This window comes from Rhodococcus sp. P4_B6 (genome assembly GCF_056402215.1).
Genome location: NZ_JBFUHV010000027.1, coordinates 56,343 through 73,617 on the forward strand (window position 1 = coordinate 56,343; position 17,275 = coordinate 73,617).

A 17,275-nucleotide genomic window follows, 5' to 3' on the forward strand; every position below is an offset into this window, starting at 1 on the left:
AGCGGAGTATCGGCGGCCATGCACTGTGTGAACCGACGGCGAAGACTTGGTGCCCGAGTTGCACTTCTGATGGCAGGCTTTTGCGCGAGCACGAAGCCGCCGAATTGCGGCTCGGACTCGACCCCTTCCGGATCTCTGGACGTCGCTCGAGACTGCTCTGCATTCCATTGACGGACTATTCCATCAATGGAATGCTCTGTGGGTGATCGTCGACATGCCGGAAGACTTCTTCGCCTACCTCGATCGCCTCGAGGAGCAGGCGGAGCGTGGGGACGCTCACGCGGTGCAGGTGTTGGCACATGTGACGGCCGCGTTGGCGGATCTGGCCGCACTGGAGGAACCACCATCGGTGGATCTGCCAGGATTGAAGCGGGTGCGTCAGTCCAGGCGGGTATCCGGTGTGGCGGACCTCGCACCCGTTCGACGAGGGTGTCGCGGTCCGGGTGATCTGCTGGTTCCCGCTGGGCACCGACGTCGTGGTGGTGGCGCTGTTCGCGGGGGACAAGGCGCAGATGGGGGATGTGTTCTACAACAGCGTCGGTTCTCGTGCCGATGCGGCGATCGAGCAGTGGCTCTTCGAAACCCGAGGTGAGGATCATGACTGACAAGCGCACGTTCAGGCGGGCGAACGAGAGGATCGCAGAGCTGACGGCGCACTCCGCCATCACCAGTGAGGTGGAGCGTGTCCGTGCGGAGACGGCGGAAATGAACCGGGTCTACGTGCAGACTCTCGCCGACATCCGTAGGGCCGGTGATCTCACGCAGACCGAGGTGGCGAAAGTGCTCGGCGTGGAGCAGGCGGCGGTGTCGAAGATCGAGCGGCGCGACGACTTGCTCCTCTCGACGCTGCGGCAGTACCTAGCGGCGACCGGGGCCGAGCATCCGCGGATCGTCGTGGAGAAGAATGGGATCGAGGTCAGCCTGGACCTGGACACCTTCTCGGGCACATAGCCGTGCAGTTTGTGGCGAGGTTCTCCTTACACATACGTTGGCCCCCGCGCCTGCCTCGAACAAGCAACTCGAATTAGTCCAACACGGTGAGTCCGTCCCGCGGGGACGCGTCTTGGACCATTACTCTCGCCGTCTGACGAAAAGGCGAAAGCGGCAGTGCTGCAACCCTGGCCAGACGAACATCTCGGCGAACGAGTACGGCGTGGCGACGGGTATGGAATGCGCTTTTCGCACCGTTCGAGTACCCGACCGGATTGCCCCGGTTGACGCTCGCGCGATTGACCGGGGCCGGCGGCGTCACTTCGTCACATACGCCGCCTGCCGGAGTGCCTCGCCGCGGCCTGCCCGTCCGGGAGCCGACGACGCGTTGATCGCGAGCACCGACAGCAACTCGTACGCGACGTGCGCTGCCGCGATGCCGGTGATCTCGGCGTGGTCGTATGCGGGCGCGACCTCCACGATGTCGGCGCCGACCACATTGAGGCCGACGAGTCCGCGCAGCGTGTTCAGCAGTTCGCGGGACGTCATGCCGCCGGCCTCGGGTGTGCCGGTGCCCGGCGCGTGCGCGGGATCGAGGACGTCGATGTCCACGGACACGTAGACCGGACCGCCGTCGAGCCGTCGACGCATCCGTTCGACGATGCTGGCGACGCCGTCCACCTCGTAGTCGTCGGACCGGATGACCTGGAAGCCGAGAACGGCGTCGTCCTCGAGGTCCTTCTTGCTGTACAGCGGGCCGCGGATGCCGATGTGCTGCGACCGCTCGAGGTCGATCAGCCCCTCCTCACTGGCCCGCCGGAACGGGGTGCCGTGCGTGAAGGGGGCGCCGAAGTAGGTGTCCCACGTGTCGAGGTGCGCATCGAAGTGCAGGACGGCGATCGGACCGTGGTCGCGGGCGAGGGAACGCAGGATCGGCAGGGCGATGGTGTGGTCGCCGCCGAGCGTCAGCACGGTCGAGCCGTCCTTGCGCAGGTCGGTGACGGCACCGTCGACGGTGGCCAGGGCTTCCTGGATGTCGAACGGATTGACGCCGATGTCACCGAAGTCGGCGACCTGCTGCGCACCGAAGGGGTGCACGTCGAGTGCGGGGTTGTACGGGCGCAGGAGCTTCGACGCGGCGCGGATGTGGCCGGGGCCGAAGCGTGCGCCGGGACGGTAGCTCACGCCGGAGTCGAACGGAACACCCAGCACCGTGACGTCGGCGCGGGAAACCTCGTCGAGCCGGGGGAGGCGGGCGAACGTGCTGGGTTCGGCGTAGCGCGGGGTGCGGGTCGCGTCGACGGGGCCCTTTATTGCGTCGTGGTCTGTAGTCATCGGAATCCTTCGGTGTGTGCCGGAGACGTGGCTTCGTCGTATCGTTTCCTTGGAACGCATTCTTGTCAACACCTGTTTCCTATACGAGACACAACGAAGGATCGATGCATGGCGAACGACCTCGCAACCGAAGGTGCGTCGGGCGTCGACGCGCCCAGGATCGGCCCCCGGCTCAAGGCGGCCCGGCAGGCACAGCGCCTCACGCTCGACGAACTTGCCGCGAGCTGCGGCATCACCAAGGGCTACCTGTCGAAGATCGAGCGGGACCACGCGAGCGCGTCCGTCGCCACGCTGGTGCGGATCTGCGCCGCCCTGAACATTCCCGTCGGGTCGCTGTTCGAGAGCTCCGCCGCAGGTGAGGTGGTACGCGCCGACGCCTACCCGCCGATCAGCTTCGGCGGGGAGCGCATGGCCGAGTTCCTGTTGACCCCGTTTGGTGAGCGCCGCGTCCAGTCGCTCCTGAGCCGGATCGAACCCGGCGGCGGGAGCGGCTCGGAAACGTACGAACTGCCGGTCGACGTCGCCTTCGTCTACGTCGTGTCGGGCGAGATCTGCATTTCCTTCAACGGCCCGGGGGCAGGCGAGGACGTGTCGCTCGCGACCGGGGACGCGTTCACCTTCTCCCCGCAGTTGCCGCACAGCTTCCGCGCGCTCGGCGACGACACCGCGACCGTTCTGTGGATTCTGGCCCCAGCACTACCGGACGATGTCCGGCCCACCTCCCGCTAGGAAACCGTCAAGCGGTTTAGGAAACATGTGTTGACAGTCACGGCTCGCCCGTTCATTGTTGTGCGCATCACTCCACCGCTCAGGAGCTCAACGTTGGACATCACCAAGATTTCTCCGCGCCCGCCCGGACTCGCCGGCGCACTGCGCGCCCGCAAATCGGTCGACGCTATCGTGGCGCGCAACGACCAAGAACCCGGTCACGGTCTCAAGAGGTCGATGGGCCTGGTGCACCTCACCGCACTGAGCATCGGTGCGTCGCTGGGCACGGGCATCTTCGTCATCCTCGGCGAGGCGACACCCAAGGCCGGCCCCGCCGTCGTCCTCGCCTTCGTGCTCGCGGCGTTCACCGCCCTCTTCTCCGCCCTCTCCTACGCCGAACTCGCGGGCAGCATCCCCGTCTCCGGCAGCTCCTACTCGTACACCTACGCGACGATGGGCGAACTGTTCGCATGGATCTGCGGCTGGTGCCTGATGCTCGAGTACGGTGTCTCGGTCGCGGCCGTCGCCGTCGGCTGGGGCGAGTACATCAACGAACTGCTCCACGGCATGTTCGGCATCGCGCTCCCCGCCGCGATCAGCGAATCACCGGGAGCAGGCGGCATCGTCAACGTTCCCGCCATCGTCATCGTGCTCGTTGCGGTGGTCCTGCTGACCCGTGGGGCGTCCGAGAGCGCCCTGGTGAACACGGTCATGGTGGCCCTGAAGATCCTCGTGCTCGTGTTCTTCTGCGCGGTCGCCTTCACCGCGTTCCGCGCCGGGAACTTCGCACCGTTCATTCCCCTCGGCGCGGCGGGCGTGACGGCCGCGGCGTCCCAGGTGTTCTTCGCCTACATCGGATTCGACGCCGCGTCGACCGCCGGCGACGAGGCGAAGAACGCGAAGCGCGACCTTCCCCGCGCCATTATCCTCTCCCTCCTGATCGTCACGATCCTCTACTGCCTGGTCGCGATCGCGGCCGTCGGCGCGATGCCGTGGCAGGACATCGCCGGTGAGGGCGCCGCACTCGCGACCATCCTGAATGCCGCGACCACCAGCACCTGGCCCGCCATCTTCCTGTCCGCGGGCGCGGTGATCGCCATCGCCAGCGTCGTCCTCGCCGTGATGTACGGACAGACCCGCATTCTGTACGCGATGTCGCTCGACGGTCTCGTGCCGCGGATCTTCTCCCGCGTCAACCCGCGCACCCGGGTGCCCGTCGTCAACATCGTCGTCGTCGGCGGCATCGTCTCCGCGCTCGCCGGGTTCGTGCCGCTGGGCGAACTGGCCGACGCGACGAGCATCGGCTCGCTGTTCGCGTTCATGCTCGTCAACATAGCCGTGATCATCCTGCGCCGCCGCCACCCCGACCTGCACCGCAGCTTCCGGACCCCGCTGTTCCCGCTGATGCCGGTCCTCGGCGTCGTGTTCTGCGCGCTGCTGCTGTTCGGCCTCGGCGTCTCGACGTGGGTGGCGTTCGCGCTGTGGATGGCAGTGGGGCTCGCGATCTACTTCGCCTACGGCGTCCGCAAGTCCGAACTCCGCAGCAGGCCGGAAGAGGTCGAGGCGCGATGAGGGCGGCACTGTTCCAAGGTCCCGAACTGTCCTTCGACGTCGCGGCGAACCTCTCCGCCATCGCCTCCGCCGCGCAGAGCGCGGCCGCATCCGGGGCGTCCATCCTGGTCTGCCCGGAAATGGCGGTCACCGGCTACAACATCGGATCCCTCATCGCTGAGCGGGCCGAACCCGCGGACGGACCGATCGCGGCACGGATCGCGGAGATCGCTCGCGAGTCCGGGATCACCGTCGTCTACGGCTACCCCGAGGCGGACGCGGGCGTCGTCTACAACAGCGTGCAGGCTCTCGATCCGTCCGGAACGTCGCTGGCGAACTACCGCAAGACCCACCTGTTCGGAGAACTCGACCGGTCGCACTTCGCGGCCGGCGACGAATTGGTGGTCCAGTTCGACCACGACGGCATCCGGTGCGGACTCCTGATCTGCTACGACGTCGAGTTCCCGGAAGCCGTTCGCGCCCATGCCGACCGGGGAACCCAGTGGCTCGTCGTCCCCACCGGTCTGATGAGTCCGTACGAATTCATCGCGGAAAGCGTCGTCCCCACCCGGGCCTACGAGAGCCAGATGTTCGTCACGTACGTCAACCGGTGCGGCACCGAAACCGACCTCGACTACTGCGGGTCCAGTTGCGCGGTCGCACCCGACGGCACCGAACTCGCCCGGGCGGGCCGCCACGAAGAACTGGCTGTCGTCGACCTCGAACTCGACGTCCTCCACCGATCCCGCCGTGAGAACACCCATCTCGACGACCGACGCGTCGACCTCTACCCCTTCCCGCAGGAGAAGACTTCATGACGATCCCCGTCACCCCGGACAGCACCGCCACGGACACCGACGTCCCGCCGCTGACGATGTTCGGTCCCGATTTCCCTTTCGCTTACGACGACTACGTCACCCACCCGTCGGGCCTCGGTGCGGTGCCCGCCGACCGGCACGGCACCGAGGTGGCGGTCATCGGCGGCGGACTGTCGGGCATGGTCACCGCGTACGAGCTGATGAAGTTGGGCCTGAAACCGATTGTCTACGAGGCGGATCAGATCGGTGGCCGGATGCGGTCGCAGCCGTTCGAGGGCCACCCGGGTGTGGTGGCCGAGATGGGCGCGATGCGGTTCCCACCGTCGTCGACCACCCTGTTCCACTACCTCGACGCCACCGGGCTGCGGACCGAGGCGTTCCCCAACCCGCTCGCCGACGCCACCCCCAGCACGGTCATCGACCTCAAGGGCGAAACCTATTACGCGCAGCACCTCGACAATCTGCCGCCCGTGTTCCGGGAGGTCTCCGACGCGTGGCAGCGCACCCTCGAGGACCACGCCGAACTGATCCCGCTCCAGCAGGCGATCCGCGATCGCGACACCGCCGAACTCAAGCGGATCTGGAACGACCTCGTGGTCCGGCTGGACGATCAGACGTTCTACGGCTTCCTCGCGTCGTCCAAGCACTTCGCGTCGTTCCGGCACCGGGAAGTGTTCGGGCAGGTCGGTTTCGGAACAGGCGGCTGGGACACCGATTTCCCCAACTCGATCCTCGAGATCCTGCGCGTCGTGATCACCGCCGCCGACGACCACCACCGCGGCATCGTCGGCGGGTCGCAGCAACTGCCGCTGCACCTGTGGACGGACACCCCGACGGGGATGGCGCACTGGCCGGACGGCACGTCGGTGCGCTCGCTGAACGGCGGGGAAACCCGTCCCCGCGTCACGGAGGTCCGGCGCACCGCACCGCACCAGGTGACGGTCACCGACTCGTCCGGTGAGATCCGCACCTACCCGGCCGCCGTCTTCACCGCGCAGAGTTGGATGCTGCTCAACAACATTCACTGCGACGACGACCTGTTCCCGATCGACCACTGGACCGCCATCGAACGCACCCACTACATGGGTTCGACGAAGGTGTTCGCCCTCGTGGACCGTCCATTCTGGAAGGACAAGGACCCGGTCACCGGCCGCGACCTCGTCAGCATGACGCTGACCGACCGGATGAGCCGCGGCACCTACCTCCTCGACCACGGCGACGACAAGCCCGGCCTGATCTGCCTGTCCTACACGTGGTCCGACGATTCGCTCAAACTCCTGCCGCTCGACGCGACCGAGCGGATGAACCTCATGATCAAGTCGCTCGAGGAGATCTACCCGGGCGTCGACTTCCGCAGTCACATCATCTCCACGCCGGTCACGCTGTCCTGGGAGACCGAGCGCGACTTCATGGGCGCGTTCAAGGCGAACCTCCCCGGCCACTACCGGTACCAGGAGCGGCTGTTCAGCCATTTCGTGCAGGACGAACTCGACCCGCGGCACCGCGGCATCTTCCTGGCCGGCGACGACATCTCGTGGACCGCGGGCTGGGCGGAGGGCGCCGTGCAGACCGCGCTCAACGCCGTCTGGGGAGTGATGCACCACCTCGGCGGCGCCGCCCCGGCCGACAACCCCGGACCCGGCGACCGGTACGCCGAACTCGGTCCGATCCGCTTGTGCGACTAGCGCCCGTGAGTACTTATTAACCACGGGTGGTTAATAAGTACTCACGGGGGCGTCAGCCCAACCAGTCCAAAACCGCAGCGGCCGTCCACGACTGCTGCATGCTGCCGAGGGGCTGCCCGGTGAACGGCTCGTAGTATTCGGCGAAGCTGCCGTCGCTGGCCTGCCGCAGCCCCTCGGACCGCAGCAGGTGCGAGCGCTCGGCCCACCCGCGGCGGGCGAACGCCCAGGAGAACAGCCACGTCATCACCGGCCACACCGGACCGCGCCAGTATTCGCGCGGGCGGAAGTCGCCCGACACCGGCGACGTCGACGGCGGCACGGCGTACCGAAGGTCGGGGTGGCCGCAGAATTTCGGCCCCTCGAACGTGCGGAGGAGGGCGCGTTCGGCGTCGCGGCTCAGGCCGCCGCACAGCAGGGGAGAGAACATGGCGAGGGTTTCGGTGGAAATCCACCGGCCGCTGCGCAGATCGAAATCGCGTGCCGCCCCGGACCGTTCGTCTGTGGTCGTGAGGACGCCCTGCCGGAACCGGGCCGCCCACCCGTGCAGTTCCCGAACATCGGAGTTCGGCATCGAATGTTCCTCACCGATGGTCGCGAGCACCTCGCACGCCATCGAGAACACGGCGCTGACGAACACGTCCTCCACGGCGAAGCTCATGGCGGTGGCCAGTTCCGCGTCGTCGTAGCGGACGGTCTTCATCTCCTCGAGCAGCCACAGGTAGCGGTCGTATTCGCCGTTCGACGGCCGCTGTCCCGTGTCGGCGACGTGGGACAGGTCCTCGCGCAGATATGCGGGCATCGCCCCGGCCACGACGTTGGCGTACGAGTGGTCCCAGCGCGGCGAATTGTCCATCCCGGATTCCCAGCCGTGGTACAGCGCGATCCGGCCGTTGCCGTCGAGGTCGCGGGCGTGGGCGAGCCAGCGGTGCCAGCGCACGAGGTCGGGCCAGCGCCGGTCGAGGAACTCCTCGGCGACGGCGCGGGTGCTGCGACCGTGCCTGCGCGAGTGGTCGAGGATGCGCTGCACGGCGATGGCGTGCACGGGCGGCTGGGTGATCCCCGACGTCTGGGTGCCGCTCGGCGCGTGCGCCGCGAGGGTCCCGCACTCCCACCGCCCGGGGCCGGGGAAGTATCCGTCGACGCCGTTCGCGAACACGATGTGCGGGATCATCCCGTTCTTCCACTGCGCCGACAGCAGGGTGTCGAGTTCGACGACGGCCCGCTCCACGCTCAGCGGCGCCAGTCCGACCGCGACGAACGCGGCGTCCCAACTCCACATGTGCGGGTACAGGCGCGGCGCGGCGCTCGTCATCGTGCCGAGGTCGTTGCCGCGAAGCAGGTACGCGGCACGTGCCGCGAGCTGTGTGGGGGTGAATCCGCGGTCCGCCATTGCACCATTCTGCTGCGGGTCGGCCCACACCGCTCGTCGGATGGGGTTCAGGGGCGCGGTCTAGACCTAGCCGGAGTGCGCCTCGAGGTACTCCTCGACCGCCTCGCGCATGACGTCGCTGGGCTTCCTGTGCTGATTCTCGGCGAAGCGATCGAGTCTCTCACTCAACGGACGCGGCAGCCGGACCTGCCGGCGAGGCGATTCGCCGCTCACACCATCGGCCTGCCCCAAGGACGGACGGCCCGCCCCGACCCGGTCCAGCAACTCCCTGCCGTCTGCGGCAGCGTCCTGGCCTCTCTTTGCGGTTGCGGAGTTCTCGGGCAACTTCATGTCACGCTCCGCCCACTCGGCGAGCCGGCCGAAATCGGGCTCCTCGTTTTCAGTGTTCATCTGTGTCATCCCTCCGGGTATGTTGCGCTGCGGTCACCTCTTCAGCGGCCCACATTCGGTCGGCCCCACACTAATTTTGTACGACATAATTGGTCGACCGCATCTATAACATGGCGCGCCTGGAGCACTAAGCCTGCAATCGAGAGTGCGAGCGTCCACGTGCGTGCACTCAGCCGGCGAATCCGCGGCGAATCCGCACAGAGTCAGCGTCGGGCGCGAGTCGCGCAGCGGCCGTAGATCCGACAGCCGGCGGAGGAAAGCCGAACCCCACAGGCCCCGGCCGAGCGGTAACGCGACCTCGCGGGTGAATGCGACGTCCGGGACCCGTGCGGGCAGTTCCGCGGCCTCGCCTGCGGAGAGGTGGAACGGCATCGGCGGGACGGTGTAGTCGCCGTGGATCCGCAGTCCCTTCTGCGTCTTGCGGCTGAACCATCTCGGCACCGAATCGAACATCATCCGGCCACCGGGGAATCGCCGGGCGCAGTCGCCGATCAGGGACAGCGACTCGTCGGGCGGCAGATACATCAGCAGGCCCTCCGCCGAGACGAACACACCCCGGCCGGTGTCGACGTGGTCCATCCACGACCGGTCCAGCGCGGACACCGCGAGGGTGGTGACGTTCGGCTCGTCCGGCAACAGTTGCCTGCGCAGCGCGACCACCTCGGGCAGGTCGATCGACACCCACCGGACGTCGGGGTCGCCGATCCGCCAGTAGCTGGTCTGCAAGCCCTCGCCGAGCGCGACGACGGTTCCGTCGGGATGGGCGGCGAGGAATGCCCGGATCTCGTCGTCGAACGCCTGCGCGCGCAGGGCGTGGGATTGACCGGGTTTCCCGAAGTTCTCGTACGGATAGTCGAGGGTCTCGTAGAGCTTCACGGCGAGCGGGTCCTCGAACGCGGTGTCCGGGCGCGCCGCCTCGACGGCGCGGTTGCGGAGCGTCCACATCATCGTCGCGGGCACACCGGTCAGGGTGGTGGCGTCCACCCGCTTCCGGCCGTCGTCAGGCATTCCGCACCGGGTCGGGGTTCTCGGCGAGCGGTGTGCGGCGCAGCGTCTGGGTGCGCAACGTGTCCATCGACATTGCCAGGCTCCGTTCCCGGTGAGATCCGGTACACCACTCAATCACCTTTTCGGGCCCGCGTGGGCGAGGAACACCGACTCGGCACACGCTTGCGGGAATACGGTAGGGGGGTATGGTAGTTCTCAGAGAAGACATCGATACCCCGAAGAGAGGCGAACCCCCGTGAGCACCTCCAGCGTCACCGTCACCGGCATGACCTGCGACCACTGCGTGTCCTCGGTCACCGAGGAGATCAGCGAACTCCCCGGCGTCACCGCCGTGAACGTCGATCTGGCCACCGGCACGGTCGTCATCGAGAGCACCACCGACCTCGACCCGGGCGCCCTCGCGGATGCCGTCGCGGAAGCCGGGTACTCAGTCGCCGGCTGAGCCGGCAAACTCCAGCACAGGAGCCCCATCATGAACGCAACCGGCAAGTTCGCCGGATTCACCGTCGGCCTCGTCGTGATCTTCGGTGCCGCGCTCGCCCTCGGGTCGGTTGCCGGCCCGGACGTGGCCGAGCCCGCCGCGCACACGGCCGGGGACGACGGGCACGGCGCGGCGGGTCATGACGCCGTCGCCGACTCGACGCCGGGCGGACTGTCGCCGACGGCGGACGGCTACACCCTCGAACTGGCATCCGACCAGGTCGCCGCCGGTGCCGCGGTCCCGGTGCAGTTCCGGATCACGAATCCCTCGGGGGTATCCGTCACGGACTACACCCCGGAGCACGAGAAACTGCTGCACCTGATCGTCGTCCGCCGCGACCTCGCCGGGTTCCAGCACGTGCACCCGACGCTCGACGCGACCGGAACGTGGAGCGTCCCCCTCGACCTCACCCGCGGCGGCGACTACCGCGTGTTCGCGGACTTCACCCCGGCGGGCGGAGAGGGCGTCACCCTTGGCACCGACCTGCGCGTGGCCGGCACCTACGACCCACAGGAACTGCCCGCACCCGCGCCGACCACCATCGTGGACGGCTACACCGTCACACTCGACGGCACGCTGCGACCGGGCGAGACGTCGAACGTCACCCTCTCGGTGAGCCGCGACGGATTACCCGTCACCGATCTGCAGCCGTACCTCGGTGCATACGGTCACCTGGTGGCGCTGCGCACCGCCGACCTCGGCTACCTGCACGTCCACCCCGACGGACATCCCGGCGACGGCGTCACCGCGGCCGGTCCCGGGATCGACTTCGCCGTCACCGCACCCAGCGCGGGCGACTACCGGCTGTTCCTGGACTTCCAGCACGCCGGCGTCGTCCACACCGCGGAATTCACCGCCACCGCCGGACCGGAGGAGAAGTGATGACCCACGCGGCCGACATCGCGGCACCGCCCGATTCCCAGATCGAACTGGCCATCGGCGGGATGACGTGCGCGTCGTGCGCCAACCGCATCGAGCGCAAGCTGAACAAGCTCGACGGCGTCACCGCGACCGTCAACTACGCGACGGAGAAGGCCCGCGTCCACTACGACGCCGCCGACGTCTCGCCTGAGGACCTCGTCGCGACGGTGGAGCAGGCCGGATACACGGCGCGACTGCCCGAGGTGAAGCCCCCGGCTCCGGAGGAAGAGGACCCGGCGGCGGGACTGCGGCAGCGGCTGCTCGTGTCGGCGGTGCTGACGGTCCCCGTCATCGCGATGGCGATGATCCCGGCGCTGCAGTTCACCAACTGGCAGTGGCTGTCGCTCACGCTCGCGGCCCCGGTCGTGGTGTGGGGTGCGTGGCCGTTCCACCAGGCCGCGTGGACGAATCTGCGGCACGGCACGGCGACCATGGACACGCTGGTGTCGATGGGCACGCTGGCCGCGTTCGGCTGGTCGCTGTACGCGCTGTTCTGGGGCACCGCCGGCATGCCGGGGATGACGCACCCGTTCGAGCTGACGATCGCGCGGGTCGACGGCACCGGCAACATCTATCTGGAGGCCGCGGCGGGCGTCACCACGTTCATCCTCGCCGGCCGCTATTTCGAGGCCCGCGCCAAGCGGCGGGCCGGTGCGGCGCTGCGGGCGCTGCTCGAGCTGGGCGCCAAGGAAGTGTCGGTGCTGCGGGACGGCACCGAGCAGCTGATCGGGATCGACCAGCTCGACGTCGGTGACCTGTTCGTGGTCCGCCCCGGCGAGAAGATCGCCACCGACGGCGTCGTCGTCGAGGGCTCGTCGGCGGTGGACGCGTCGATGCTGACCGGCGAATCCGTGCCCGTCGAGGTCTCGCCCGACTCCGAGGTGGCCGGCGCGACGGTCAACGTCGGCGGCCGGATCGTGGTTCGTGCCAGCCGAATCGGAGCCGACACCCAGCTCGCGCAGATGGCGTGGATGGTCGAGGACGCGCAGACCGGCAAGGCCGAGGTGCAGCGCCTGGCCGACCGGATCTCCGGCATCTTCGTCCCGATCGTGATCGCGTTGTCGGTCGCGACCCTCGGCTTCTGGATCGGAACCGGCGGTGCGGTCGCCGCCGCGTTCACCGCCGCCGTCGCCGTCCTGATCATCGCGTGCCCGTGCGCGCTCGGACTCGCCACCCCGACCGCCCTCATGGTCGGCACCGGACGGGGCGCCCAGCTGGGCATCCTGATCAAGGGCCCCGAGGTTCTGGAATCGACCCGGCGCGTCGACACCGTAGTGGTCGACAAGACCGGCACCGTCACCACCGGCACGATGTCGCTGCACGACGTGATCGCCGCCGACGGTCAGGACGAGGAACAGGTTCTCCGGTTCGCCGGGGCACTCGAGGACGCGTCCGAGCACCCCATCGCCCGGGCGATCACCCGCGGCGCGAAGGAGCGACTGACGACCCTCCCCGACGTCGAACAGTTCACCAACGTCGCGGGACTCGGCGTCCAGGGCATGATCGACGGTCACGCGGTGGTCATCGGCCGCGCGAAACTGCTCCGCGACTGGTCGCTGCACCTCACCACCGAACTCCAGCGGGTCGTCGAGGCGGCGGAGGCGGACGGCAAGACCGCGGTCGGGATCGGCTGGGACGGACAGGCGCGGGGCGTGCTCGTCGTCGCCGACACCGTCAAGCCGACGTCCCGCGAGGCGGTGGCGCAGTTCCGGGAACTCGGCCTCACGCCGATCATGCTCACCGGCGACAACAAGTCCGCGGCCCGGGCCATCGCCGATCAGGTCGGCATCGGCGAGGTGATCGCGGAGGTGCTGCCGCAGGACAAGGTGGACGTGGTCAAGCGTCTGCAGGCCGAGGGCAAGGTGGTCGCGATGGTCGGCGACGGAGTCAACGACGCCGCCGCGCTCGCGCAGGCCGACCTCGGTCTCGCCATGGGCACCGGCACGGACGTGGCCATCGAGGCCAGCGACCTCACCCTGGTCCGCGGCGACCTCCGGGCCGCCGCCGACGCGATCCGGTTGTCGCGCAGAACGTTGAGCACGATCAAGGGAAACCTGTTCTGGGCCTTCGCCTACAACGTCGCGGCGCTGCCACTGGCGGCGGCGGGCCTGCTCAACCCCATGCTGGCCGGTGCCGCCATGGCATTCTCTTCGGTGTTCGTCGTGAGCAACAGCCTGCGACTGCGCCGGTTCCAACCCCTGACCACTCCCACCCGAGGGGAACAATCATGACCGAGCAACCGCACACCGGTACCGAATCCGGCCACGGATACATCAGCGCCAAGGACGACTACCTCAAGCGACTGCGCCGCATCGAGGGCCAGGCGCGGGGTCTGCAGCGGATGGTCGAGGACGAGAAGTACTGCATCGACATCCTCACCCAGGTCTCGGCGATGACCAAGGCGCTGCAGGCGGTGGCGCTGGGTCTGCTCGAAGACCACATCAGCCATTGTGTCGTCGACGCCGCCGTCGCGGGCGGCTCCGAGGCGGACGCGAAGATCAAGGAAGCCACCGACGCCATCGCACGACTGGTGCGTTCCTGAAAACCTGACCACGAGAGCAGCTTCCGAGGGAGCAGGCATGTCTCACGATCATCAGAAGGAAATGGAACAGGTCCGGCACACCGGACACGAAAATCACGACGCCCACACCGATCGGCACGCCGGCCACGGCGCGCACGGTGAGGTGTTCCGGCAGAAGTTCTGGATCAGTCTCGCGCTGTCGGTGCCGGTGGTGGTGTTCAGCCACATGTTCGCCGACCTCCTCGGCTACACCGTCCCCGACTTTCCCGGTGCGTCGTGGATTCCGCCGGTGGTCGGTACCGCGATCTTCTTCTACGGCGGCGCACCGTTCCTCACCGGCGCGTGGAGCGAATTGAAGTCGCGGCAGCCGGGCATGATGCTGCTGATCGGGATGGCAATCACGGTCGCGTTCCTCGCGTCGTGGGTGACGACCCTGCAGATCGGCGGGTTCAACCTCGACTTCTGGTGGGAACTGGCGCTTCTCATCGTCATCATGCTGCTCGGTCACTGGCTGGAGATGCGGGCACTGGGGTCGGCGTCCGGGGCCCTCGACGCGCTCGCCGCGCTGCTCCCGGACACCGCGGACAGGGTCACCAACGACGGCGTCACCGAGGTGCCCGTCTCCGAACTCGCCACCGGCGACCTGGTGCTGGTGCGGGCAGGCGGCCGCATTCCCGCCGACGGCACCGTCGAGGACGGCCGCGCGGAGGTCGACGAATCGATGATCACCGGCGAATCCACCCCCGTCCCACGGTCGGTCGGCGACCCCGTGGTCGCGGGCACCGTCGCCACCGACAGCGCGCTGCGGATCACCGTCGGCGCCGTGGGGGAGGACACCGCGCTCGCCGGCATCCAGCGACTGGTCGCCGACGCGCAGTCGTCCTCGTCCCGCGCCCAGGCCCTCGCCGACCGCGCGGCCGCGTTCCTGTTCTATTTCGCCTCGATCGCAGGACTTCTCACGTTCGTGGTGTGGTCGCTGCTCGGCAACGTGGACGAGGCCGTGGTGCGGACCGTCACCGTTCTGGTGATCGCCTGCCCGCACGCCCTTGGCCTGGCGATCCCCCTCGTGATCGCCATTTCCACCGAGCGGGCCGCGAGGGCCGGTGTGCTGGTGAAGGACCGGCTGGCTCTCGAACGCATGCGCGGCGTCGACGTCGTGCTGTTCGACAAGACCGGCACCCTCACCCAGGGCAGGCACGCGGTGACGGGCCTCGTCGCGACGGCCGGTGTCACCGACACCGACCTGCTCGCGCTCGCCGGCGCCGTGGAGGCCGATAGCGAGCACCCGGTCGCCCGCGCGATCGTCGCCGAGACTGCCGCGAAGGTTCCCGCCGAGTCCCGCCGCACCGCCACCGAATTCCGGTCGTTGCCCGGACGCGGCGTCCGCGCCGAGGTCGCCGGCGAGGAGGTCGCCGTCGGCGGACCGGCAATGCTCGCCGAACTGAACGTGACGGTCCCCGACGACGTTGCGGCGCACACGAAACGGTGGGTCGAGCGCGGCGCCGCCGTCCTCCACGTCGTCCGCGACGGGAAGGCGCTCGGCGCGGTGGCGCTCGAGGACGCCGTCCGCGAGGAGTCCCGGCAGGCTATCGACGCCCTGCACGCACGGGGTGTGAAGGTCGCGATGATCACCGGCGACGCCCGGCAGGTCGCCGACGCCGTCGCCGCCGACCTCGGGATCGACGAGGCGTTCGCCGACGTCCTGCCCGAGAACAAGGACGCACAGGTGGCGGCACTCCAGGCCCGCGGCCACCGCGTCGCGATGGTCGGCGACGGGGTCAACGACGCCCCCGCGCTCGCCCGCGCCGACGTGGGTGTCGCCATCGGAGCCGGCACGGACGTCGCCATCGAGTCGGCGGGGGTCGTCCTCGCCGCCGACGACCCCCGTGCGGTTCTGTCGATTATCGATCTATCGCAGGCGAGCTACCGCAAGATGTGGCAGAACCTGGTGTGGGCCACCGGTTACAACATCATCGCCGTCCCGTTGGCCGCGGGCGTCCTCGCGTTCGCCGGGGTCGCGATCTCCCCCGCGGTCGCGGCGATCCTGATGTCGATCTCCACCATCGTCGTCGCCCTCAACGCGCAGCTGTTGCGACGACTCGATCTGGATCCGGAACGGCTGAGCCGGCACTGACCGGGGTCTGCGTCCATTCCCATTCTCCTCCGTCTGTTCGGGTACCCATCCCCACGGATCAAGGAGTTCACCATGAGCAACCCGAACGAGTTCGAGACCCCGGCGACGGATCGGACGGACATGACACCGCAGGCCGCGGCGCCGACGTGTTGCAGCACCGAACGGCAGACCACCTGCTGCGATCGCAGCGAGAAGTCGACGTGCTGCGGTCCGGCGGCAACGGCCGGCGGCGGGTGCGGCTGCCAGTAGTCCTTACCCGGCAACGGTGCGGTGCGAGCGTTGGGCTCGCACCGCACCGCCGTCTGTGCGTGGTGTCGCGCGATCTAGGGGCGCCTCTCGAGCGGGTGTGCCGGTCTACTGGTCCGTCGTGGGTGTGGCTCCGCAGGCGCAGGATCCGCCGCTGCGGGGCTGGTAGTCGTGCACGTGCCCGGCGCGATCCTGGCTGATCTCACAACACGCGTGCAATTGGGCCTGAAGGGCGGCGCGGCCTCGCTGGACCCGGGATTTCATCCCGGACACCGAGATTCCCGCCTCACCCGCGGCCGCGGCGTGGGTTCGGGCGTCGAGGTCGACCATCTTCACCGCCGCGGCCTGCTCGGCGGGCAGCCCGGAGAGCATCGGCACCAGGCAGGAGGCGAGTTCCTTCTCCGCCGCCTCGTCGACATCCGATTCGTCGTCCGGTGGAGTGTCGGGGACGGCGTCGACGACCAGCTCACGCCGGTGCGGCGCGGAGCGGTAGAAGTCGGTGATCGCGTTGCGGGTGATGGCATACATCCACCCGAGGAGGCGGTCCTGATCGCGCAGATTGTCCAGGCTCTTGGCCATCCGCAGGAACACGATCGACAAGATGTCGTCGGCGTCCTCGGGGCGCGAGACCCTGCGGGCTATGAAGGCCCGCAAATCGCTCGAGAAGCTGCGCCAGAGCTGTTCGAGATCAGCTGGCTCCTGATGGGGTGCGGTCGCGGTGGTGGTCGATTCCTCGCTCATGATCCGTGGTTCCTTTCCGTTTCCAGCATCCCCGTCCGGCGGCGCGGTGGCGACCCCGGGGAACGACCTCTCCGGTACCGACGGCGGCGGCCGCAATCGGACGCACCCGCGATAGAACGCAGTCTGCGTCCGAATCCGGTTTGCCTCGTCTGTATGGGTGTCGATGTCGATGACGGGTTCTCCGATTCGACGTACCAGTAGAAGCGCGGCGAGGAGGTGAGAGCGATGTTGACCACACACCTGTTTTCGGGTCTGACCAGCGAAGAGGTCGATCTGATCGTGGCGGAGGAACTGCATCTGCTCGACGCCGCCGCATGAGCGCCGTCGACGCCCGCACCGGGCGTATCCGCTGACCACAGCGCTCTCCCAGCCTCTACCCCCTCTGCGGGTAGGGGCCAGAAGAGTGCCCGGCTCCG

Annotated in this window: 16 protein-coding genes and 1 pseudogene; 12 read left to right on the forward strand and 5 right to left on the reverse strand. The window is 68.3% G+C overall.

The genetic code is table 11. The features are described 5' to 3' along the window. Positions 1-398: 398 nt before the first annotated feature. Complete coding sequence (locus AC1DWT_RS15850; protein WP_241031399.1) at positions 399-605, forward strand: hypothetical protein; 207 nt, start codon at positions 399-401, stop codon at positions 603-605. Then, positions 598-951, forward strand: coding sequence for a helix-turn-helix domain-containing protein (locus AC1DWT_RS15855; protein ID WP_072945033.1), 354 nt, complete (start codon positions 598-600; stop codon positions 949-951). Before AC1DWT_RS15850 ends, AC1DWT_RS15855 begins: the two co-directional genes overlap by 8 nt. A 297-nt stretch (positions 952-1,248) precedes the next feature. Here the strand turns inward: AC1DWT_RS15855 and speB are convergent, their stop codons facing one another. Further along, positions 1,249-2,265, reverse strand: coding sequence for an agmatinase (speB, locus tag AC1DWT_RS15860; protein ID WP_072945031.1), 1,017 nt, complete (start codon positions 2,263-2,265; stop codon positions 1,249-1,251). A gap of 108 nt (positions 2,266-2,373) precedes the next feature. Here speB and AC1DWT_RS15865 point away from each other — a divergent pair, with 108 nt between their 5' ends. The 4 genes from AC1DWT_RS15865 (at position 2,374) to AC1DWT_RS15880 (ending at position 7,027) form a co-directional block, all read left to right on the forward strand. Then, positions 2,374-2,994 (forward strand): helix-turn-helix domain-containing protein, encoded by a 621-nt coding sequence (locus AC1DWT_RS15865; RefSeq protein WP_072945029.1) that lies wholly within the window; start codon positions 2,374-2,376, stop codon positions 2,992-2,994. A 93-nt stretch (positions 2,995-3,087) separates the two neighbouring features. Next, complete coding sequence (locus AC1DWT_RS15870; protein ID WP_477921309.1) at positions 3,088-4,545, forward strand: amino acid permease; 1,458 nt, start codon at positions 3,088-3,090, stop codon at positions 4,543-4,545. After that, a complete protein-coding gene (locus AC1DWT_RS15875; protein WP_206014026.1) occupies positions 4,542-5,342 on the forward strand; it encodes a carbon-nitrogen hydrolase family protein in 801 nt (266 codons plus the stop codon). The genes AC1DWT_RS15870 and AC1DWT_RS15875 overlap by 4 nt, the downstream gene beginning before the upstream one ends. Next, on the forward strand, positions 5,339-7,027 hold the full coding sequence (locus AC1DWT_RS15880) for a flavin monoamine oxidase family protein (protein ID WP_477921311.1): 1,689 nt from the start codon (positions 5,339-5,341) through the stop codon (positions 7,025-7,027). The genes AC1DWT_RS15875 and AC1DWT_RS15880 overlap by 4 nt, the downstream gene beginning before the upstream one ends. Positions 7,028-7,079: 52 nt before the next feature. Here the strand turns inward: AC1DWT_RS15880 and ggh are convergent, their stop codons facing one another. The 3 genes and pseudogenes from ggh to AC1DWT_RS15895 all read right to left on the reverse strand — a co-directional run. Then, positions 7,080-8,417, reverse strand: a complete 1,338-nt coding sequence (gene ggh, locus AC1DWT_RS15885) for a glucosylglycerate hydrolase (RefSeq protein ID WP_206014028.1) — start codon at positions 8,415-8,417, stop codon at positions 7,080-7,082. Positions 8,418-8,483: 66 nt separating this feature from the next. Next, positions 8,484-8,807, reverse strand: coding sequence for a ribbon-helix-helix domain-containing protein (locus AC1DWT_RS15890; protein ID WP_072945113.1), 324 nt, complete (start codon positions 8,805-8,807; stop codon positions 8,484-8,486). A gap of 189 nt (positions 8,808-8,996) precedes the next feature. Further along, a pseudogene (locus tag AC1DWT_RS15895) lies at positions 8,997-9,815 on the reverse strand (class I SAM-dependent methyltransferase); the annotation flags it as partial. A gap of 235 nt (positions 9,816-10,050) precedes the next feature. On the opposite strand from AC1DWT_RS15895, the gene AC1DWT_RS15900 reads away from it, so the two are divergent. From AC1DWT_RS15900 to AC1DWT_RS15925, 6 genes are all read left to right on the forward strand, one after another. Further along, positions 10,051-10,257 carry a heavy-metal-associated domain-containing protein gene (locus tag AC1DWT_RS15900; RefSeq protein ID WP_095865340.1) on the forward strand — a complete coding sequence of 69 codons (207 nt, stop codon included), beginning with the start codon at positions 10,051-10,053 and terminating at the stop codon, positions 10,255-10,257. Positions 10,258-10,287: 30 nt separating this feature from the next. After that, positions 10,288-11,178 carry a hypothetical protein gene (locus AC1DWT_RS15905; RefSeq protein WP_095865341.1) on the forward strand — a complete coding sequence of 297 codons (891 nt, stop codon included), beginning with the start codon at positions 10,288-10,290 and terminating at the stop codon, positions 11,176-11,178. Continuing rightward, entirely contained in the window at positions 11,178-13,448 is a 2,271-nt protein-coding gene (locus AC1DWT_RS15910; RefSeq protein ID WP_206014029.1) for a heavy metal translocating P-type ATPase, read from the forward strand. Before AC1DWT_RS15905 ends, AC1DWT_RS15910 begins: the two co-directional genes overlap by 1 nt. Further along, positions 13,445-13,759 carry a metal-sensitive transcriptional regulator gene (locus tag AC1DWT_RS15915; RefSeq protein WP_206014030.1) on the forward strand — a complete coding sequence of 105 codons (315 nt, stop codon included), beginning with the start codon at positions 13,445-13,447 and terminating at the stop codon, positions 13,757-13,759. Before AC1DWT_RS15910 ends, AC1DWT_RS15915 begins: the two co-directional genes overlap by 4 nt. A gap of 37 nt (positions 13,760-13,796) precedes the next feature. Beyond that, the gene (locus AC1DWT_RS15920; protein WP_206014031.1) at positions 13,797-15,872 is read left to right on the forward strand and encodes a heavy metal translocating P-type ATPase; all 2,076 of its coding nucleotides are present in this window, start codon (positions 13,797-13,799) and stop codon (positions 15,870-15,872) included. Between the two features lie 72 nt (positions 15,873-15,944). Continuing rightward, complete coding sequence (locus tag AC1DWT_RS15925; RefSeq protein ID WP_179377871.1) at positions 15,945-16,121, forward strand: hypothetical protein; 177 nt, start codon at positions 15,945-15,947, stop codon at positions 16,119-16,121. Positions 16,122-16,226: 105 nt separating this feature from the next. On the opposite strand, the gene AC1DWT_RS15930 is transcribed toward AC1DWT_RS15925, so the two are convergent. Then, positions 16,227-16,859, reverse strand: a complete 633-nt coding sequence (locus AC1DWT_RS15930; RefSeq protein WP_095865344.1) for a sigma-70 family RNA polymerase sigma factor — start codon at positions 16,857-16,859, stop codon at positions 16,227-16,229. Positions 16,860-17,275: the final 416 nt, after the last annotated feature.